The organism is Photobacterium aquimaris (genome assembly GCF_002954455.1).
GTDB classification, from domain to species: Bacteria; Pseudomonadota; Gammaproteobacteria; order Enterobacterales; family Vibrionaceae; genus Photobacterium; species Photobacterium aquimaris.
On the sequence record NZ_MSCC01000001.1, the window covers coordinates 1754691 to 1775306 of the forward strand.

The 20616-nt window shown below is 41.5% G+C and carries 18 protein-coding genes; 2 read left to right on the top strand and 16 right to left on the bottom strand.

What is annotated here, in order from left to right; genetic code table 11:
- The 15 genes from BTN98_RS07690 to yceD all read right to left on the bottom strand — a co-directional run.
- On the bottom strand, positions 1-937 hold a 937-nt coding region (locus BTN98_RS07690; protein ID WP_167390204.1), incomplete at its 3' end, for a PTS transporter subunit EIIC.
- 772 nt (positions 938-1709) lie between these two features.
- A complete protein-coding gene (locus BTN98_RS07695) occupies positions 1710-3218 on the bottom strand; it encodes a PTS transporter subunit EIIC (RefSeq protein ID WP_060998242.1) in 1509 nt (502 codons plus the stop codon).
- A gap of 874 nt (positions 3219-4092) precedes the next feature.
- Positions 4093-4869, bottom strand: coding sequence for a TatD family hydrolase (locus tag BTN98_RS07700; protein ID WP_060998241.1), 777 nt, complete (start codon positions 4867-4869; stop codon positions 4093-4095).
- Between the two features lie 81 nt (positions 4870-4950).
- Positions 4951-5913: a DNA polymerase III subunit delta' gene (gene holB, locus BTN98_RS07705; protein ID WP_060998240.1), complete on the bottom strand. Its 963-nt coding sequence runs from the start codon at positions 5911-5913 to the stop codon at positions 4951-4953.
- Positions 5914-5915: 2 nt separating this feature from the next.
- Positions 5916-6545 (bottom strand): dTMP kinase, encoded by a 630-nt coding sequence (gene tmk / locus BTN98_RS07710; RefSeq protein WP_060998239.1) that lies wholly within the window; start codon positions 6543-6545, stop codon positions 5916-5918.
- The gene (gene mltG, locus BTN98_RS07715) at positions 6542-7558 is read right to left on the bottom strand and encodes an endolytic transglycosylase MltG (protein WP_060998251.1); all 1017 of its coding nucleotides are present in this window, start codon (positions 7556-7558) and stop codon (positions 6542-6544) included. The genes tmk and mltG overlap by 4 nt, the downstream gene beginning before the upstream one ends.
- Positions 7552-8361 carry an aminodeoxychorismate lyase gene (gene pabC / locus BTN98_RS07720; RefSeq protein ID WP_060998238.1) on the bottom strand — a complete coding sequence of 270 codons (810 nt, stop codon included), beginning with the start codon at positions 8359-8361 and terminating at the stop codon, positions 7552-7554. Before pabC ends, mltG begins: the two co-directional genes overlap by 7 nt.
- 104 nt (positions 8362-8465) lie before the next feature.
- Positions 8466-9704, bottom strand: coding sequence for a beta-ketoacyl-ACP synthase II (fabF, locus tag BTN98_RS07725; RefSeq protein WP_060998237.1), 1239 nt, complete (start codon positions 9702-9704; stop codon positions 8466-8468).
- A gap of 88 nt (positions 9705-9792) precedes the next feature.
- Entirely contained in the window at positions 9793-10026 is a 234-nt protein-coding gene (acpP, locus tag BTN98_RS07730; RefSeq protein ID WP_004406112.1) for an acyl carrier protein, read from the bottom strand.
- Positions 10027-10184: 158 nt separating this feature from the next.
- Positions 10185-10919, bottom strand: a complete 735-nt coding sequence (gene fabG / locus BTN98_RS07735; RefSeq protein WP_060998236.1) for a 3-oxoacyl-ACP reductase FabG — start codon at positions 10917-10919, stop codon at positions 10185-10187.
- Positions 10920-10942: 23 nt separating this feature from the next.
- The gene (gene fabD / locus BTN98_RS07740; RefSeq protein ID WP_060998235.1) at positions 10943-11872 is read right to left on the bottom strand and encodes an ACP S-malonyltransferase; all 930 of its coding nucleotides are present in this window, start codon (positions 11870-11872) and stop codon (positions 10943-10945) included.
- A 135-nt stretch (positions 11873-12007) separates the two neighbouring features.
- Positions 12008-12964: a beta-ketoacyl-ACP synthase III gene (locus BTN98_RS07745; RefSeq protein WP_060998234.1), complete on the bottom strand. Its 957-nt coding sequence runs from the start codon at positions 12962-12964 to the stop codon at positions 12008-12010.
- 5 nt (positions 12965-12969) lie between these two features.
- Positions 12970-13995: a phosphate acyltransferase PlsX gene (gene plsX / locus BTN98_RS07750; RefSeq protein WP_162271142.1), complete on the bottom strand. Its 1026-nt coding sequence runs from the start codon at positions 13993-13995 to the stop codon at positions 12970-12972.
- A 9-nt stretch (positions 13996-14004) separates the two neighbouring features.
- Entirely contained in the window at positions 14005-14175 is a 171-nt protein-coding gene (gene rpmF, locus BTN98_RS07755; RefSeq protein WP_006231206.1) for a 50S ribosomal protein L32, read from the bottom strand.
- Positions 14176-14195: 20 nt separating this feature from the next.
- Positions 14196-14714 (bottom strand): 23S rRNA accumulation protein YceD, encoded by a 519-nt coding sequence (gene yceD / locus BTN98_RS07760; RefSeq protein WP_036793929.1) that lies wholly within the window; start codon positions 14712-14714, stop codon positions 14196-14198.
- Between the two features lie 380 nt (positions 14715-15094).
- Between yceD and BTN98_RS07765 the strand changes: the two genes are divergently transcribed.
- Positions 15095-15676 carry a Maf family protein gene (locus BTN98_RS07765; RefSeq protein ID WP_060998232.1) on the top strand — a complete coding sequence of 194 codons (582 nt, stop codon included), beginning with the start codon at positions 15095-15097 and terminating at the stop codon, positions 15674-15676.
- 71 nt (positions 15677-15747) lie between these two features.
- Here the strand turns inward: BTN98_RS07765 and rluC are convergent, their stop codons facing one another.
- The gene (rluC, locus tag BTN98_RS07770; RefSeq protein ID WP_060998231.1) at positions 15748-16692 is read right to left on the bottom strand and encodes a 23S rRNA pseudouridine(955/2504/2580) synthase RluC; all 945 of its coding nucleotides are present in this window, start codon (positions 16690-16692) and stop codon (positions 15748-15750) included.
- A 437-nt stretch (positions 16693-17129) separates the two neighbouring features.
- Here rluC and rne point away from each other — a divergent pair, with 437 nt between their 5' ends.
- Complete coding sequence (rne, locus tag BTN98_RS07775; RefSeq protein ID WP_060998230.1) at positions 17130-20474, top strand: ribonuclease E; 3345 nt, start codon at positions 17130-17132, stop codon at positions 20472-20474.
- The last annotated feature ends 142 nt before the right edge of the window (positions 20475-20616 follow it).

A 20616-nucleotide genomic window follows, 5' to 3' on the forward strand; every position in this document is an offset into this window, starting at 1 on the left:
CAGTGTACATCGCGTAAGCTGCAGCAGGTAATCCAAACATCATGAATGGGAATTTACCGCTCATGAAGTTAGTTGAAGAGAATTGAGAGTAATCACCGTTAGCTAACGAGCCAAAGAAGATGTTTTGAGTACCCTTAAACACATGGCCTGCGATTTCAGCTGTACCACCAATTTCTGTCTGCCATAGTGGAAGATAGAATACGTGGTGTAGACCAACAGGGATCAATGCACGTTCGATAATACCGAAAATGAATGATGCAATGTAACCGTGACCAGAAGCTGTCATTTCACCAAGCATTGCACCGATAGAACCAAATGCAGCACCGATATATGGCCAGATAAATACTAACGCAATACCGTAGAATAATGCCGAGAATGCACTAATAATAGGTACAAAACGTGCGCCACCAAAGAAGCCTAGGAATTCAGGTAACTTAATGTCATGGTATTTGTTATGCAGAATAACAGTAATACCACCAGCAATAAGACCACCAAACACACCCATACTCAGTGTATTTTGAATACCCAATACGTCAGCAAGTACACCAGCGTAGTGGTTGCCCATTAGCACAACAGTGTTGTTGGTAGTATCAACCATACCCGCAACAGTCAGTGTTTTAGCAATAGCAACGTTCATTACTAGGTATGCAATCGTCGCAGCCAGTGCTGCAGCACCTTTCTCTGCACGTGCAAAACCAATCGCAATCGCAAGTGCGAACATTAATGGTAAGTTTGCGAAGACGATACCGCCAGCTGCGGTCATAACCTGTAGGAAACTATTTAAAAGTGTTCCGTCTTGCAAAATACCAATTTGGTACGCATCAATCATACTTTGGTTAGTAAAACTACCACCAAGCCCTAGCATAATACCAGCGGCTGGTAGCAAGGCTATCGGTAGCATTACCGCTTGAGATAACTTACTGAAAAAGGCTTTCATTACCTTCTCTCCTTGAGATGAACTCTAAACTTGTCGATGAAATAAATTTCAGACTCTATTGAGTCTTATTTCTAAATCATTGTCCAAAAACAAATAAGCATTTGCTGAACACTTTCGCGGTTAGAGACCAGCTCCAATTACCAACGGTAATTGCGTTAGTGAACATTGTTTGCTCCTGAGTATATTAAATTAAAATAAGACTCAGCATTAGCGACATACCCCCGTAGTCATTTTGCTAATCCTGTTTTATGTCTATTTCGAGCATTAGTATAAAATGCGGCGGATAATATAACTTGATGGCTGTCAAAGTTACAAATAAGTAATTATTTATAGTTTCAATTTATAATGCAGATCACAATGAAACAATTAGGTTTTATTTTAAATAAAAACACATAATTGATTGATAAAAAACAAGAAAAAACACACAAACAGGCTAATTAAAACAATTTAAACCATCTCTAATAAGTAACCTTTGTAACCTATGTAACATCAATAATAAGTAACAATTGTTAATTGATTGTAATATAAGATTGGAATTTAACTTTTTATATAATCATTCCAGCCGTCTCGCTTGTAATTTATAAATTATAAGAGACAACCACGTCCGACTTTATTTTAAACTCAACAAAGTAATCATTAATCTTTTTATAACCACCTCAGCCAATATAGATGGTTATTAATCCCTTGGTCATTGTTGATATATTATTTTTTACGCATAAAAAATCCCGCAATTTTCATCACGGGATTTTTGAATTAATGAATAAAAATAAACTTATTCTTTATGCTCTGCTTTTTCTTCTGCTGTTCGGTAATCAAACAGAACAATCAGTACCATTGGCACAACAAAAGCAACCGCGATTGATACTGCGTAAATCCACATTGGATGGAACACAGGGATCGTTAGTAGTGACGTAAATGCAAACGCTTGAGTTTTAACACTGCCGTACATTGAGCTAAGAACAGCTAGCGTTACACCACCCGCTAGACAGCCTGCAAGTAAGCGTGGGTAAACTTTCTTAAAGCGTAAGTGAATACCGTATAGTGATGGCTCTGAAATACCACCAAATAGACCAGCGGCTAGCGCACCAGAAGCGGTTTGACGCATTGTTGCATCTTTTTCACGCAGTGAAATTAGCAATACACCTGCTGTTGCACCGAAACAAGCGAAGTTCCACACACCCATAGGGCCTTGAATGAAGTCGTAACCTAACGTTTGAATGTTCATTAACATTAGTGCGTTTAGTGGCCAGTGTAGACCCAATGGAACAAGGAATGGGTACAGTAATGGGATTAGAATCGCGAACACAAACGGTGCGTGCGTATTTAACCAAGCTAAACCAAGACCTAAATAAGTACCAATCCATACACCTAGTGGACCAATCAAGAACGCAGTTAACGGAATCATGATGATCAAAGAAAGGAATGGTACAAATACCATGTGTAGGTTATCAGGAATAATTTTCTTTAAGAAACGATATACCAGCGCTAGTACAGCAACCATGATCAACGGTACGAATACGTTACCAGAGTAATCATTAAGCTGCATTGGTAAACCAAACACGTGAGCAACGTGAGAGACAGTACCTAATGTTGCATCTTTAATTGACGTTGTAGATGCTAGCGACGTTAGCTTTTGGAAATCAGGTGTCATTAACGCGCCCATGATCGCCGCACCTAACCAAGGGTCAACCTTAAGTTTTTTCGATGCGTTGTAAGCAACCATGATAGGCAGGAAGTAGAATACAGAATGCCACATTGCATCGACAAAGACCCAACCTGCAGACTTATCACCACGGAAATCAACAATGTGTAACGCATCTAATACTGCACATAATGCAATAATTAATGATGCGCCAAGTAAAATACCTAAAATGGGACGGAACGAATCTGAAAGGTACTCAAAGAAACCATCAACCCAAGCAACTTTACCTCGAACGCCACTTGAACGTAGTGAGGCTTTTACATCATCATTTGATGCTGCTTTAGTTTCAGTTTTAGTGTTATCAGCACCACCGCTTGCTTTACTATCTTCAATTAACTGTTGCAGTGCACTATGCATCGTCGCAACACCGCCACCAACAACAATTTGGTAGCGCTCGCCACTTTGAGGAACACAACCCATTACTTCAGGAACAGCATCTAATGCGGCTTTATCTACAATTGAGTTATCGTTTAATTCAAAACGTAAACGCGTTGCACAGCACGTCAGAAACTTAATGTTACCAGCACCGCCAATCCCTTCGAGGATCTTCGCCGCTGAAGATTGAATATCTTTCGACATGATTTTTACCTTTTATATTCAAACAAATACCAGTGAATGTAATAATATAGCACTAGTACATACGTAATAAGTTATTAATTTAATTAGCTTAATATGGGATTCATATAACGTGAGCGTCTACTTTAATAAATCTAATTTGAGCTGGTTTTAATAATAAATTGATTAAAACATTCTTCACAGACGTATCCCCGATAGCATATTGCTCGTTTTTGACCGATTTTTCCAGAATATACTTAAATAACATGCAAAATATAGAACATTGATCACATAGAACAGACTACGAGCCGTAAATTACTGATAATAAAAACAAAAAAATGTAATTCCAATAAAACTTTTATTACAGAAACGAAACGTAAGTAACACAATGTAACTCAGAAATACGCATTAATAATACAATTAGACTACAGCGTAATATTTAACCTAATTAAAACAGCAAATGCTATTTTCTTCTTAGTGGGAATCTCGAATACAACTATTGATCACGTTTAAAAAACAATCAAACTGTTGGGTTTGTATTAGTTTAAATAACCAAATTTAATTCGCTAATGGTTATAAATATAAAAAATCGGTCACTTATCTAATTATAATTTTATAAATAAACACGTAGCTATCTCTTACCCAACTCCCCTCCGTCATTCCCGACAGTGAATACCCGCGAGCTCAAATTATGAACGTCAAAACTAAACCTCTCAAAAATCGCCATCTTTAAGGCTCAATCACGCGGTGAGTAGATCACGGATAGTCTCGTACCTCAACTTCCGAGATGACGGATAATAGACAGAGTAAACACCAAGCGATTCTGTCACACCAGCCACCAGCCCCAAAAAAAAAGAGAAGCCGAAGCTTCTCTTTAATGTCATCTCAACAATCGCTGTTACTGTTTCGCTAATGAAAACAGAGTAAAGAAGTTTTTAGTTGTTGCTTGCTCAACTTCTTCAACAGAAACACCTTTTAGTAATGCAATGTATTGCGCTACTTCACGAGTATAAGCGGGTTGGTTTTGCTTACCACGGTAAGGGATTGGCGCTAAGAATGGTGAATCAGTTTCAACCAATAACCGATCTAACGGTAATTGACTCACTACGTTCTTCAGATCGCTGGCTGTATTGAAGGTGACAATACCAGAGATTGAAATATAGAAGCCTAGCTCAATCGCCGCTAATGCCATATCTAAGTCTTCAGTAAAGCAGTGCAACACACCACCGCATTTCTCTGCGCCTTCTTCACGTAAAATACGCATCGTGTCTTCACGCGCCATACGAGTATGAATAATTAGTGGCTTATTTAATTCAACTGCTACTCGCGCTTGCTCACGAAACAATTTTTGCTGTAATTCCGCTGTTTCTGGCTGGTAGTGGTAATCAAGCCCTGTTTCACCAATCGCAACCACTTTTTCATGACTAGCGTAGGCTTTAAATTGCTCTGAATCATAACCAGATTCAACATCTAATGGGTGAATACCACATGATGCAAACACGTTATCGTAAGGTGCAATTAATTCCATCATTTTAGGAAAGGCGGCTAATGTAACCCCTACTGACAGAAAATATTCAACGCCACGTTCCTTGGCCTTATTTAATACATCATCAATCCCTGTATGTAATTTGTCATAATCAAGTTTATCAAGGTGACAATGTGAATCGACTAACACAGGCTTTCCTCTTAATTTATTCTATTACTTCATTTTATAACACAGGTAATACGTGGTTATCGAAAAGGTTACTGATCAGTGCTACTGACCAATAAATCCAGTTAACCATTCAACCACTAACAACTCAATATTAAGCCCAGTATGCTTTGCTAATTGACGATGTAAGTTATTAATATTACGTACTTGTTCTAATAATAATACCGTTGGTATTGTGGTCGCAATCGCTTCTACAGCAGCTAATGACTCTTGATGAACAAGATATTCGGTTGCCCCTTGTTGCCATTTTAAGCTATCAACAAGCAAGTAACTCAACAATTGCAGGGTAACAATTCCATCGGCACTGCACATCGCCGCCACATCATAAATACCAATATGCGGCGGCTGCACAAACTCAGTAAACGCTTTGACTAAGTTACCATAGCGAATGTCTAACCCACTTTCGATAAAAGCTAAAGTTGCTAATGGCGCGCCATTATTAAGTCGCACACTTTCTAAGAAAATAGACTGATGCAGCTGACTTTCAACCCAGCTTTTGACATTTTTTTCATCGGGTGGATTTAAACGCCATTTATTACAACGACTAACAATGGTAGGTAATAACCGATCAAGGCTTTGCGCGGTGAGAATAAATTGGCACCCCGCAGGTGGCTCTTCAAGGGTTTTTAATATCGCATTTGCCCCAGCTTCACCTAATGCATCCGCTTGTTCAATTAAAATCACTCGCTGACCATTAAGGTGTGAGGTTTCTGTTGCCCAACGATTACATTGTCGAACCGCATCGACACCAATTTGTTTACCATCTTGCTCGGGCTTAATAACATGAAAGTCGGGATGGCTTTCTGCTTCAAACAATTTACAGCTATGGCAAACATCACAAGCTTCACTGTCTGAGTTTTGACAGAGTACGGTTTTGGATAATTGTCGTGCTAATACGCCACGTCCACTGCCCTTTGCCGCTAATAACAAAATAGCATGGTGTAAACGTCGTTGCTCAAGCAACTGCTGCCAGTTGTGCCACAAAGTTTGTTGCCATGGATAGATCATTATTATTGTTGCTCCAACCAAGTCTGTAATGCTTGGATTAAATCAGTAGTGACTTGTTCTAACGTTTGACTCGCATCAATGATAATTACATTAGGCTGATTAGTGCATAACGCTAAAAATCGCTCACGGGCACGCTCAAAAAAAGCAATATCCATTTGTTCGATACGATCTAGCTCACCACGACCACGGGCACGTTGTAAACCTAGTACCGGATCAATATCCATATAGATAGTTAAATCCGGACGAAAATCACCTAAAACTGTGTCACGCAGATTTTCCATCAATGCACGATCAAAACCACGACCGCCACCTTGGTAAGCCTGTGATGACATGTCATGACGGTCACCGACCACCCAGCGCCCTTGGGCAAGTGCTGGCTTAATAACGTTATCAACCAATTGAATGCGCGCGGCATACAGCAGTAACAACTCTGCCATATCTGTTAACGGCTCATCAGGATGGCCTTGTTTAACCAACGCACGCATTTGTTCAGCCAATGGCGTACCACCGGGTTCGCGGGTTGATTGTGGATTTTCAATACCATGCTCTGCTAATGTTGCAATAACTTGGGCAATAGCTGTACTTTTACCAGCTCCTTCAAGGCCTTCAATAACAATAAATTTACCGATCATTTCTGTGTTCTTAATATTTTAAGGTAAGCACGAACCGCACGATTGTGCTCGACTAACGTAGTTGAAAATTTGTGGCCGCCTTTGCCATCTGCGACAAAATAATAATAATCACTGTTATCTGGATCAACAGCTGCCATGATAGAAGCTTTGTTTGGCATCGCTATCGGCGTTGGCGGTAAACCGCGCATGGTATATGTGTTATAAGCTGTTGGCGTACGCAGATCTTTTTTAGTGATATTGCCATCATACTTATCACCCATACCATAGATCACCGTAGGATCTGTTTGTAATGGCATGTTCGCACGTAAGCGATTCATAAACACCGATGCCACTAAACCACGCTCACTTGCCACTGCGGTTTCTTTTTCAATGATCGATGCCATAATCAATGCTTGATAAGGAGTCTTGAGTGGTAGATCTTTTTGACGCTGCTGCCAAGCAAGATCTAACTCTTTCATCATTGCTACATGCGCACGCTTTAGAATACTAATATCACTGGTACCAGCGGTAAAATGATAAGTATCTGGCAGGAAATAGCCTTCAATCTTATCATTATCAATCCCAACCGCTTGGCTAATTTGCTGCTGAGTCATGTCATCAGTGGTATGGATTAAATGCGGATCAGTTTGTAGCAACTGACGCCATTCGCTAAAACGTTCACCATCAACCAAGGTAATGGCATATTGGTATTCTTTGCCTTCGGTGAGCATGGTTAACACGGCATGCAATGTTTGTTGCGGCTCTATTGCATAAGTACCCGCTTTAATATCAGTTAAACTCGGCTCTAAATAGCCAACCCATCGCAATAATGGCGATTCTTTAATGATTTTTTCATCACTTAACTGGGCTAATAAGCCACGAAAAGACGTGCCTGATTTCACGGTAATAAACGTTTGTTGTTTAATCTGCACCGGTTTATCAATTGCTGATTGGAGTTGATAAAAGCCCCAACCTGCCGCACTTGCTGTTAGCAAGCCCAGAATGAAAACCACAAGCATCAACTTCTTTAGCACGAATGTAACCTCTTCCATAGTGTTTTAAACATTGTACGTTGACAATATTGTGTTGTTTGTATTTGATTAACAGGGACTAATGTCATCAGTGAGTTGGTTATAAATACCTCATCGGCGGCCAACACAGCATCAACACTGAAATCACCCACTTGATAGTCATAATTGAGCTCATCAAGCATATTCAGCACTTGCTGACGCATCACCCCTGCAACACCTGTCCGCTGTAGGGCTGGAGTATATACAGTATTACCGTGACGCCAAAACAGATTTGCGACTGTGGTTTCAATTACGCGATCGTCCCCATCAAGTGTAATCGCATCGACCCAACCGGCCGTTTCAACTTCTTGCTTCAATAATACTTGTTCTAGGCGATTAAGATGTTTCATACCTGCAAGCATAGGGCTATTTCCCATTCGTTGCTGACACACACCTAATGTAATCCCTTGTTGTTGCCATTGCTGATAATGCAATGGCCATTCAAAATCGCTGATAACTACTTGGGTATCGTGACAACCAAGCGGATTATAGCCTCGACCACCACTACCGCGACTGATGAGTATTTTAATACCGCCTTTATCAGGGTATTTCAAGGCTAATACCGCAACTTGGCTATATATCTGCTGCCAATTTGGTGCGGAAATCGCTAGTCGTTGTAAACTCAACTCTAAGCGAGCTAAATGCAATGACCACAACTGAACGCATTGCTGGTCAACCAATATCGTTGTAAAACAACCATCGCCGTATTGAGTTGCTCTATCTGTGATAGCAAGTGTTTGTTGCTCACAACCATTGACTAACGCCATCGAAGGTCCTTTTTCACAGCTAAAAAAATAGCCTGATATCGAAATATCAGGCCATCTAATCATATCAGATTCTGGCAATTATTGCTCAAGAGGCAACAATCAAATTAGATCTTCTTAAACAATAACGAACCGTTAGTGCCGCCAAAACCGAATGAATTACATAATGCATATTCTAGGTTCGCTTGACGTGCTTCACCTGGAACGTAATCAAGATCACAACCTTCACCTGGGTTATCCAAGTTAATTGTTGGTGGTACAACTTGATCAACCAAGCTTAGAATCGTAATAATTGATTCAACTGAACCAGCAGCACCTAATAAGTGACCAGTCATTGACTTAGTAGAAGAGACCATTACATTATAAACTGCACTACCCATAGCGCGCTTGATGCCTAATGTTTCAGCCACATCACCCGCAGGTGTTGATGTGCCGTGTGCATTAATGTAACCAATTTGGTCTGCGTTAATGCCAGCATCACGAATACATGCTTCCATTGCCAATGCGCCACCGGAGCCATCAGCACTTGGCGATGTCATATGGTAAGCATCGCCACTCATACCAAAACCAACTAGCTCTGCGTAGATTTTCGCACCACGTGCTTTCGCATGTTCGTACTCTTCTAGTACGATCACACCAGCGCCATCACCTAACACGAAACCATCGCGATCTTTGTCCCATGGACGAGAAGCCGCTTGAGGATCATCGTTGCGTGTCGATAACGCTTTAGCAGCAGCAAAGCCGCCCATGCCTAATTCTGTTGATGCTTTTTCTGCACCACCCGCTAACATAGCGTCAGCATCGCCGTATGCTATCATACGTGCAGCATGGCCAATGTTATGAAGACCTGTCGTACACGCTGTAGAGATAGCGATATTTGGACCACGTAGACCGTACATGATAGACATGTGGCCTGCGATCATATTAACAATTGTTGATGGAACAAAGAACGGACTGATTTTACGTGGTCCTTTGTCCATTAATGTTTGATGGCCAGCTTCAATTAAACCTAAACCACCAATACCAGAACCGATAGCAACACCAATACGTGGTGCGTTTTCTTCTGTAACTTCAATACCAGAATCTTTGAACGCTTGTACGCCAGCTGCAACGCCATATTGGATAAATAAATCCATTTTGCGTGCATCTTTCTTAGACATGTAATCTTCACAATTGAAGTCTTTGATCATTCCGGCAAATTGAGTAGCAAATGCACTTGCATCAAAATGTTGGATGGTACTGATACCACTAGTGCCAGACTGTAAAGCTTTCCAAGAAGATTCAACAGAATTACCAACCGGGGTAAGCATACCCATGCCAGTTACAACTACACGACGCTTAGACACGATTAATTTCTCCGGGAATTGAGGATAAAACGGGAACTGAAAAAAAACAGGCGGTCATAATGACCGCCTGGAGATATTCATTTTTATATTACTGTGCGCTGTTTACGTAGTCGATTGCAGCTTGAACAGTAGTAATTTTTTCAGCTTCTTCGTCAGGGATTTCTGTATCGAATTCTTCTTCAAGAGCCATTACTAGTTCAACTGTATCTAGTGAATCAGCACCTAGATCGTCAACGAAAGATGCTTCGTTCTTAACTTCTGCTTCGTCTACGCCTAGTTGCTCAACGATGATTTTTTTTACGCGTTCTTCGATGTTGCTCATACTAATATATTTCCTTTAACAAGAATTCGCTAATGCGATTTGTTGTAGTTTATTCATTACAGCAAAAGTTGCAATACTCATAATGCTGGTCAAACCACGATTTAACCAGAAAAATAGTTCAATTTGACTTGAATCATGAAGTATTACAAAGAAATTGCTTAAATCATATACATGCCGCCGTTAACGTGCAATGTTTCGCCTGTTATATAAGCAGCGTCATCAGAGGCTAAAAAAGCAACAGCTGCTGCAATTTCACGCGGATCGCCTAAACGACCAGCAGGAACATTTGCTAACGTTGCTGCGCGTTGATCGTCATTTAACGCTTTTGTCATATCAGTTTCAATGAAACCAGGCGCAACAGCGTTAACAGTGATGCCACGAGAAGCAACTTCACGCGCCATTGATTTGGTAAAACCTAATAGACCAGCTTTTGCTGCGGCGTAATTAGTTTGACCAGCATTCCCCATCGTACCAACAACAGAACCAATGCTAATGATGCGACCATTACGCTTTTTCATCATAGCACGCAGTACCGCTTTAGACAGACGGAATACAGACGTTAGGTTGGTATCCATGATATCTTGCCATTCGTCATCTTTCATACGCATTAATAGATTATCACGAGTAATACCGGCGTTATTTACTAGAATATCAATATCGCCATATTGTTCTTTAATTTGCTTTAATGTTGTCTCAATTGACTCTGGTGAAGTTACGTTTAACGCAAAACCTTTACCGTGATCGCCAAGATACGCACTAATAGCGTCAGCACCGCTTTCTGATGTTGCTGTACCAATAACTGTTGCGCCGCGCTCAACTAAAATGTCGGCAATAGCACGACCAATACCGCGGCTCGCACCTGTAACTAGTGCAATTTTACCTTCCAGGCTCATTGTAAATCCTCTTTAAAGCTTAATTACTTCGCCAGTGCTGCAGTTAATGATGCAGCATCATTTACCGCTGCGCCGCCAAGTGCACGATCAATACGTTTAGTTAGGCCCGTTAATACTTTACCCGGTCCCATTTCTAGCAACTCTTCAATGCCTTCAGACGCCATACGTTCTACAGACTCAGTCCAACGTACTGGATTGTATAGTTGTTTAACAAGTGCCAATTTAATTGCAACAGGATCAGTTTCAGTCGCTACATCTGCATTATTAATCACAGGGATTGTCGGCGCATTAAATGCTAAACCTTCTAATGCAATTGCTAGTTTATCTGCAGCTGGCTTCATTAATGCACAATGTGAAGGTACTGATACTGGCAATGGTAATGCACGCTTAGCACCAGCTTCTTTACACAATACGTTAGCACGCTCTACTGCTTCTTTGTTACCCGCTATCACAACTTGACCAGGCGAGTTAAAGTTAACCGGTGAACATACTTGATCTTCAGCCGCTTGCGCACATGCTGCTGCAATCGCATCGTTATCAAGACCAATAATTGCAGACATAGCGCCTACACCAGCAGGCACAGCTTCTTGCATTAGCTTACCGCGTAGTTCAACTAACTTAACCGCAGCTTGGAAATCAATCACACCTGCACATACAAGCGCAGAGTACTCGCCTAAGCTGTGTCCAGCTAAAACAGCAGGCTGTTCACCGCCCTGTTGTTGCCATACTCGCCAAATTGCCACAGATGCTGTTAATAATGCCGGCTGTGTACATTGAGTTTGATTTAAATCTTCAACTGGACCATTTTGTACTAATGCCCATAGGTCGTAACCTAACGCATCAGAGGCTTCAGCAAACGTCTGCTTAACCACATCAAATTGCTCTGCTAAATCAGCAAGCATGCCAACAGTTTGAGAACCCTGTCCAGGGAAAACAATCGCGAACTTAGACATTTGAGAATCCTTATTCTTTATATACTGATCGTTCAGTAAAATTAATAGCTAATAAGACAGCGTTTACTATATTCAACCTTCTGCCTTATCGCAAAATTCTTTTAGCGACGCAAACTAAACCCATTCGAGTTTAGTTTAAAATTTCACCAGTGCTGAGCCCCAAGTGAAACCACCACCAAACGCTTCTAATAATAGCGTTTGACCGCGTTGAATACGGCCATCACGTACTGCTTCATCTAACGCAGTCGGTACCGTTGCCGCTGAAGTGTTACCATGGCGATCAAGCGTCACAACTACTTGATCCATAGACATTGATAACTTTTTCGCTGTCGCGGAAATAATACGCATATTTGCTTGGTGTGGCACTAACCAATCAAGCTCAGATTTATCCATATTATTTTCAGCAAGCGTGCTTTTTACTAAGTTCGATAACTGGGTTACCGCCACTTTAAACACTTCATTACCAGCCATGTAAAGCCATGTATTAGCGTCAAAATCTTTACCGTGTTCTGGCACAGCAAGGCTTAATAAACCACCAAAATGACCATCCGCATACAGATGTGTTGAAATGATCCCTGGCTCTTCACTCGCGCCAATAACGACCGCACCAGCTGCATCACCAAATAGGATAACCGTTGAACGATCTTGTGGATCACAGCAATGAGACAGTGCATCAGAGCCAATCACGAGTACGTTTTTCGCCATACCCGTTTTAATATGCTGATCAGCAACACTCAGAGCATACACAAAGCCAGTACATGCCGCTGATAAATCAAACGCAGGACAGCCTTTTATGTCTAACATTCCTTGCACTTGGCAAGCAGCGGAGGGGAATGAATGGCTTGCGCTAGAAGTAGCAACAATAATCAGATCGATATCTTCTTTATTGATACCAGCCATCTCTATTGCATTTAACGACGCTTGGTAGCCCATAACGGCAACGGTTTCATCTTTAGATGCAATACGACGCTCACGAATACCTGTACGCGCAACAATCCACTCATCACTTGTTTCTACCATTTTTTCTAAGTCCGCATTTGAACGTACTTGTTGTGGCAGGTAGCTGCCAGTTCCTAGAATTTTGCTATACATGAAGACTAATAATGCCTCTCTAGTAAGACCTCTTCCAGACGGTCACTGATTTTCATCGGTATTTGGCGTTTAATCTCATAAACCGCTTGGCTTATGGCATTCTCCAAAGCTGTGGTGTCAGCACTTCCGTGGCTTTTCACTACTATACCGCGTAATCCTAACAGACTTGCGCCATTATACTGGTCGGGGTTCAATTGTTGTAAGCTATTAAACAGCTCACGAAACAGCCATTTAGCAATCAATCGCTTAAATGGATTACGACCAATATTACGCTTAATACAATCAATGAACAGGTTAGCCACCCCTTCACTGGTTTTTAAACTCACATTACCGACAAAACCATCACATACAATCACATCTGCTTTATCTGAATACAATTGGTGACCTTCAATATAACCAATGTAATTAATATCAGCTGATTGAGTTAACATTTCAGCACAACGCTTAACCAAATCGTTGCCTTTAATCGATTCTTCACCAATATTGAGTAATGCGACTCGAGGTGCTGTACCTAATGTTTGTTCAGCAACGACCGACCCCATAACGGCAAATTGAAATAAGGTATCAGCATCGCAGGAAACATTGGCACCCAAATCTAATAACCAAGTATGATTAGCATTACGATTAGGGATCTCTGAAATTAAAGCAGGACGTTCAACACCAGGAAGTTGTTTAAGCACATAGCGAGATAGCGCCATCAGTGCGCCAGTATTACCAGCACTAACACAGGCATCTGCATCACCTGTTGCAACAGCATCTAATGCCATTCGCATCGAAGAACCTTTGCTATGACGTAATGCTTGAGATGGACGTGTTTCGTTGGCTATAACGTTATCGCAATGGACGATTGATAGCCGAGGATGATTGAGCTTATTTAGAAGAGTAAGTTGCGCAGTGATAGCACTTATATCACCAAAAAGAATGAGTTTGAGCTCAGGCGAATGCAACAGTGCCTGCACGGCGGCAGGCACTGTTACTTGAGGACCGAAATCCCCGCCCATTGCATCAAGTGCAACGGTAAGACCCATCAAGGTTCAACCTTACTTGTTGATAACCTTACGGCCACGGTAGAAACCGTCAGCTGTCACGTGGTGACGTAGGTGAGTTTCACCTGATGCTGAATCTACAGATACTGCTGCTGTAGTTAGTGCATCATGTGAACGACGCATACCACGTGCTGCACGTGATTTTTTGCTCTTTTGTACGGCCATTAACCCTACTCCTGTTAAATTTAACTTTTAAGATTTTTCAATACTGCAAACGGATTCGGACGCTCATCAGCAACGGGAATATCACCAAAAGACAAGTTATGCGTGCCGATCTTACAATCGTCATCATCATGTCTTGCTACTTGTGGTAACTCTAACATCAATTCATCTTCGATGATTTCAATTAGATTAATATCACCATTTTCGTCGACAATTGTCGGCTCATAGGCTTCCGGTAACTTGTCAATAGCCTCTTCATCACGAACCGGACTATAACAGAATTCAACACTAATTGTGTGTGGAAATTCTTCCTGGCATCTCTGACAGGTCAACATCACATCTACACTTGCGTTTCCGCGCATGAAAGGAATACGACGTTGGTCAAGGTCAAAAGACAAGTTGACGTTTGCATCACTTATTACGCTCTGGGTTGAACCAGCTAAACGAGACAGAAGATCCGCTTTGATGATGCCATCATAGTCGAGTCTTTTCTGTGCTGTGCGTACTGGATCTACCTTTAGCGGCAATTTTACCTTTTGCATAGGGCGCGAATATTAGCCTTATAGTCTGGTTGAGTCAAAGGAAATGTGCCTGAATTAACGGCTTTTGAGTAATTCTCATGCTGCCATGAAAATTCATTCCCTCTCCTCATTAAAAAGTTTTTATTTCTCCGCCACTCAATCACTTGATGATTGCTGATAAAATGACAAGAGATCACTTAATCATCGTTTAAATGATAGCCAATAATGGTTCTATTTAAATTAAAATCAATGATTGCCGCTTATAATACCATTGTGCTGTAACGATGACATCGTCTGTCTGCACCGAAACCTAAACAATCACAAAACTATGCTCACTAGCATTGCTGCTCGGTGATGGTTACACTCATTAGTAGTTATTCATTTTGATAAAGAAATAGTCTATGAACCAGTCACTTGTTCTTGCATCTACCTCTCCATTTCGTAAAAGCTTACTAGAAAAGCTTCAGCTACCGTTTACGACGGCAAATCCAAATGTAGATGAAGCGATATTAAAAAATGAGTCAGCCACGGCGCTCGTGAAGCGATTAGCACAAGCCAAAGCACTGGCTTGTGCATCAGATTACCCTAATCATCTTATTATAGGTTCAGACCAAGTATGTGTCATTGATGATAAGATTTTAGGTAAACCTCATACTGAAGTTAATGCGTGTGCACAATTACGTGCTGCCAGCGGCAAGGTGGTTACTTTTTATACCGGGTTGTGTTTATATAATACTCGCACTGAAACGACCCAAGTTATTTGTGAACCGTTTCATGTTCATTTTAGAACTCTCACTGAAAATGAGATTGCCCATTATGTCACTAAAGAGCAACCTCTTTACTGTGCTGGCAGTTTTAAAAGTGAAGGCTTAGGCATAGCCTTATTTGATAGATTAGAAGGACGAGATCCTAATACACTCGTTGGCTTGCCACTTATTGCCCTGCGAGAAATGCTGGCCAATGAACAAATTTCAGTTTTATAACAATAAACAAGGCGAACATAATGTTCGCCTTGTTTATTTGTTTTATCCTGCCCCTTACTGCATTGAGGCAGTTAAAAAGTACGCAATTTCGCTAAGCAGCGTTCTAGCACAGGTTCCATTGGCGCACTAATATCCATTAACTCATCAGTATTAGGATGAGTAAATCTAATATTTGCAGCGTGCAGGAACAATCGTCCTAAACCAGCTTTTTTAGTGTAAGCATCAAATCGTGGATCACCATAACGATCATCCCAAGCAATAGGATGGCCTTCATATTGGCAATGAACACGAATTTGGTGAGTACGACCTGTTACAGGGCTCGCTTGAACCAACGTCGCTTGTGCAAAACGCTCAAGCACTTTAAAACGTGTATCTGAAGCTTTACCTTGTGGGTTAACACGCACAATGCTGTTGACTTCATTTTTCAATAACGGCGCAGTGACTCGCTTACAATTTGCCTTCCATTCCCCCATCACTAAGGCAAAATAATATTTCTGTACCGTTTTTTCTCTAAATTGCTCTTGCAGTTTACGTAACGCAGAACGTTTCTTAGCAACCAACAAGATGCCTGATGTATCACGGTCAATACGGTGTACTAACTCAAGATATCGCGCATCAGGACGTAATGCACGTAACGCTTCAATCGCACCAAACTTCAAACCACTGCCGCCATGAACAGCAGTGCCTGATGGCTTATTTAAAATCAACACATGATCATCTTCATAGATAATGCATGATTCAAGTTCAGCCACTTTATTAAGTTTGGTGCTGATCGGTGCTTGCTCATCTTTCTCAGGAACAAAAACCGGCGGGACACGTACGAGATCACCATCCTGCAATTTATATTCAGGTTTAATACGTTTTTTGTTTACTCGCACCTCGCCTTTACGCAAAATACGGTAAATCATACTTTTTGGTACATTTTTAAGCCTAGCACGGAGAAAATTATCGATCCGTTGGCCAGCAAAATCATCGGTAATATCGATGAATTGCACTTTAGGTTTATCTTCTGTCATAAGTTTGATTGTACCATGCAAATAAAGCAGATTGCCGCAAAAAAGTGAGCCTGCTATGATTGCATTCTAGAATAAGTTTTTTTGCTTATTTTACTGACAAGGTGAGCACGCTCTCATCATTTCGGCTATTTTATATACAACTCAGGTGATAAACGCAGCACGTGGCGTAAGACGTTATGGTTATCGGAGTTTTTTTTAGCCCGTCAGATTACAGATTTTTTTGATGTAACAGATACAACCACACCTCGATGTGGTGATACCAGCTGTGTGTTTCAGATCTAACCATCTCGACATAGTTGGCTAATACGTGTGGCCATAGAGCACTCCTGCATTCCAACCGTGAGGTTGCACCCGTACATAAGACTTGGAGTCAGGCACCATCAAAAAATTGATGTAATTAGCGGCGCTAATACAACAACAATAATGAGTACAATATAATGAAAAGAATGTTGATTAACGCGACTCAAAAGGAAGAGTTGCGCGTCGCATTAGTTGATGGCCAAAAGCTATTTGATCTTGATATCGAAAGCCCAGGTCACGAATCTAAAAAAGCAAATATCTACAAAGGCCGCATCACTCGTATCGAACCAAGCCTGGAAGCTGCGTTCGTTGATTACGGTGCTGAACGCCATGGCTTCCTCCCTTTAAAAGAAGTCGCTAAAGATTACTTCCCGTCAAACTATTCTTACCAAGGTCGTCCTAACATTAAGGAAGTCTTGAAAGAAGGCCAAGAAGTTATCGTTCAAGTTGATAAAGAAGAACGTGGTAACAAAGGTGCCGCACTAACAACCTTTATCTCATTAGCAGGTAGCTACCTTGTATTAATGCCTAATAACCCTCGTGCTGGCGGTATTTCTCGTCGTATCGAAGGTGAAGAGCGTACACAACTTAAAGCTGCATTAAGCACATTAGAACTGCCTCACGGTATGGGTCTAATTGTACGTACTGCTGGTGTTGGTAAATCAGGTGAAGAGCTTGAGTGGGATTTAAATGTGCTACTTAATCACTGGAGTGCAGTGAAAGAAGCCGCTGAGTCTCAAGCTGCTCCATTCTTGATTCACCAAGAAAGTAACGTTATTGCACGTGCTATTCGTGATTATCTTCGTCGCGATATCGGTGAGATCCTTATCGATAGCCCACAAGTATTCGATCGCGCACGTGATCATATCAAGCTAATTCGTCCAGACTTCTTATCGCGTATTAAGCGTTATGAAGGCGAAGTACCGCTATTTAGCCACTACCAAATTGAAAGCCAAATTGACTCTGCGTTCCAGCGTGAAGTTCGTTTACCTTCAGGTGGCTCTGTTGTTATTGATCCAACAGAAGCACTGACTTCTATTGATATCAACTCAGCGCGTGCAACGAAAGGTGGTGATATTGAAGAAACAGCACTACAAACTAACTTAGAAGCAGCAGATGAAATTGCACGTCAATTACGTCTTCGCGATCTTGGTGGTCTAGTAGTTATTGATTTCATCGATATGACGCCAGTTCGTCACCAACGTGAAGTAGAAAACCGTTTACGTGAAGCGGTTCGTGTTGACCGTGCTCGCGTACAAATTGGTCGCATATCTCGCTTTGGTTTGCTTGAAATGTCTCGTCAACGTTTAAGCCCTTCTTTAGCAGAAGCAAGCCATCATGTTTGTCCTCGTTGTACGGGTACAGGTGTTGTGCGTGATAATGAATCATTATCACTATCAATTTTACGTTTAATCGAAGAAGAAGCATTAAAAGATAACAGTTCACAAGTGGTTGCTATTGTACCTGTGCCTGTTGCCTCTTACTTACTCAACGAAAAGCGCCCTGCTGTACAGCACATTGAAAAGTACCATAATGTTCGTGTTGTTATTGTGCCAAATGCTGACATGGAAACGCCACACTTTGAAGTGTTACGTATTCGTGAAGGTGAAGAGCAAGATACACTTTCGTACCATCTTCCTAGTACTATTGAAGCACTAAAAGAAGCTGAAGCGATTGAGTCACCACAACAAGAACGTACAGCTAAAAAACGTGAAGAACCTGTTCTACACGGTTTTGCAGCGCCAAAACAACCAGCTCCTGTGGCCACAACACCAGAAGTACAATCTGTTGCTGTTGCTAAGCCACAAGCGATTATTGCTCAAGCGCCAAGTATCTTTAGCCGTATTTTTGCTGCTATTTCATCTTTCTTCAATAACAAAACTGAACAGCCAGTTGTTAAGCAAGAAGTTGAAGCACCAGTAAAAGAGCAAACAAACAACAATAATCGTCGTAACAATAATAACCGTCGTCCTGATAATCGTCGTAATGACCGTCAAGGTAATCGCGATAACTCTCGCCGTAATAACAACCAAGAGAGTGCTCAAGACAACAACGCTGAACAACAAGATCGCAATAACGAGCAGCGTCAACCTCGTCGTCGCAATGATCGTAATGAGCGCACGGACAAAAACCGTCAATCTCAAGAGCGTCCAGCGAAGCAACAACGTCAACCTCGTTCTGAAGAAGCGAAAGAGCAGCAGCGCCAATCTCGTAAAGAAGAGATTCAAGCGCAGAAGCAACAGCGCCAACAATCAGAAGAAGTAAAAGCGAAAACAAATAACACTGTTGAAGCTGAAGAGAAAACCGTTAAAGCTAAACAACGTCGTCAACGTCGTCAGTTGCAGAAAAAAATCCGCATCACTGATAACAACGTAGAAACGACTGTTGTAGAGCAAGCTGTTGTTGAAAAAAATGCTATCACCGCGCTTACGACACCATCACCATTAATGGAGATGGGTACAACGATCGCGAAAGAAGCTCAAACGACAACTGTTCAAGATCAGGCTGTGATTGATGGACAAGCTGAAAACAATGAGCAAGATAACAACCAACGTCGTAACCGTCGTTCACCACGTCACTTACGTGCAAGTGGTCAACGCCGTCGTCGTATTCGTGATACGCGTGTTGAAAAACAAGATTATAAGCAGCATGAAGATCCAAGCTGCTACAATGTTGCCGACGCAGTTGAGCATGCAGTTGTTGAAGCAGCAGATACTATTAGCGATATGGTAAATGTTGTCTCTATTGTTGAGAAACCAAAAGCACTACGTCAAACATCAGGTGTAGCAACACCAGAAATGGCGATGGGTAAAGTATGGTCTCGCATTAAACCAACAATTGAAGTGCCTGTAGCAAAAACAGAAGTTGTTACTGAACAAGCACATCAGCCAACAATAGCGCAAACACTACCAGAGGTTGTATCACAACCTACTTTAGGTGGTGTTGCGATGCCTGAACTCGCAATGGGTAAAGCTTTCCCATTACGTACGGCGGCTGTGGTTGAAGCACCTGTGGTTGAAACTCCTGTGGTTGAAACACCTGTTGTTGAAGCACCTGTGGTTGAAGCACCTGTTGTTGAAACTCCTGTTGTTGAAACTCCTGTGGTTGAAACACCTGTTGTTGAAGCACCTGTTGTTGAAACTCCTGTTGTTGAAACTCCTGTGGTTGAAACACCTGTTGTTGAAGCACCTGTGGTTGAAGCACCTGTTGTTGAAACATCAGTAGTTGAAGCACCAGTTGCAAAAACAGCATCAGCACCAATGACTAAAATTGTCACTGAAGCGATAGCTGTAACAGCAACCTCTCCACGTGGTTTCCATGCGGTAGCAGCAATGACGAAAGCACCGGCACCAACAGAAACAGTGGCAAGCGTAAAAGTTGAAGCAGCACCATTACGTGAAGCGACAACAACACGTTCTGCAGGTAGCCAAACAGCGACCAATACAGCAGCAGCACCAATGACTAAGCCATCTTTTGACTAAGTTATTTTAAACTGCTAATAAAAAGCCATGCATCTGCATGGCTTTTTTTATTACTCTTTTTTTGAGTCAAAAACATCCATAATTTTTAACAATCTGATTGCTTAACGTCATTAATATGTCCCCAAAGCACATCTTTACCGCA

Excerpts from the sequence above, each read along its gene's own strand:
- yceD (WP_036793929.1), bottom strand. The coding sequence starts at position 14,714 with ATGCAAAAGGTAAAATTGCCGCTAAAGGTAGATCCAGTACGCACAGCA.
- rpmF (WP_006231206.1), bottom strand. The coding sequence starts at position 14,175 with ATGGCCGTACAAAAGAGCAAAAAATCACGTGCAGCACGTGGTATGCGT.
- pabC (WP_060998238.1), bottom strand. The coding sequence starts at position 8,361 with ATGGCGTTAGTCAATGGTTGTGAGCAACAAACACTTGCTATCACAGAT.
- rne (WP_060998230.1), top strand. The coding sequence starts at position 17,130 with ATGAAAAGAATGTTGATTAACGCGACTCAAAAGGAAGAGTTGCGCGTC.
- BTN98_RS07745 (WP_060998234.1), bottom strand. The coding sequence starts at position 12,964 with ATGTATAGCAAAATTCTAGGAACTGGCAGCTACCTGCCACAACAAGTA.
- acpP (WP_004406112.1), bottom strand. The coding sequence starts at position 10,026 with ATGAGCAACATCGAAGAACGCGTAAAAAAAATCATCGTTGAGCAACTA.
- BTN98_RS07695 (WP_060998242.1), bottom strand. The coding sequence starts at position 3,218 with ATGTCGAAAGATATTCAATCTTCAGCGGCGAAGATCCTCGAAGGGATT.
- tmk (WP_060998239.1), bottom strand. The coding sequence starts at position 6,545 with ATGATCGGTAAATTTATTGTTATTGAAGGCCTTGAAGGAGCTGGTAAA.
- fabD (WP_060998235.1), bottom strand. The coding sequence starts at position 11,872 with ATGTCTAAGTTCGCGATTGTTTTCCCTGGACAGGGTTCTCAAACTGTT.
- fabG (WP_060998236.1), bottom strand. The coding sequence starts at position 10,919 with ATGAGCCTGGAAGGTAAAATTGCACTAGTTACAGGTGCGAGCCGCGGT.
- BTN98_RS07765 (WP_060998232.1), top strand. The coding sequence starts at position 15,095 with ATGAACCAGTCACTTGTTCTTGCATCTACCTCTCCATTTCGTAAAAGC.
- holB (WP_060998240.1), bottom strand. The coding sequence starts at position 5,913 with ATGATCTATCCATGGCAACAAACTTTGTGGCACAACTGGCAGCAGTTG.
- rluC (WP_060998231.1), bottom strand. The coding sequence starts at position 16,692 with ATGACAGAAGATAAACCTAAAGTGCAATTCATCGATATTACCGATGAT.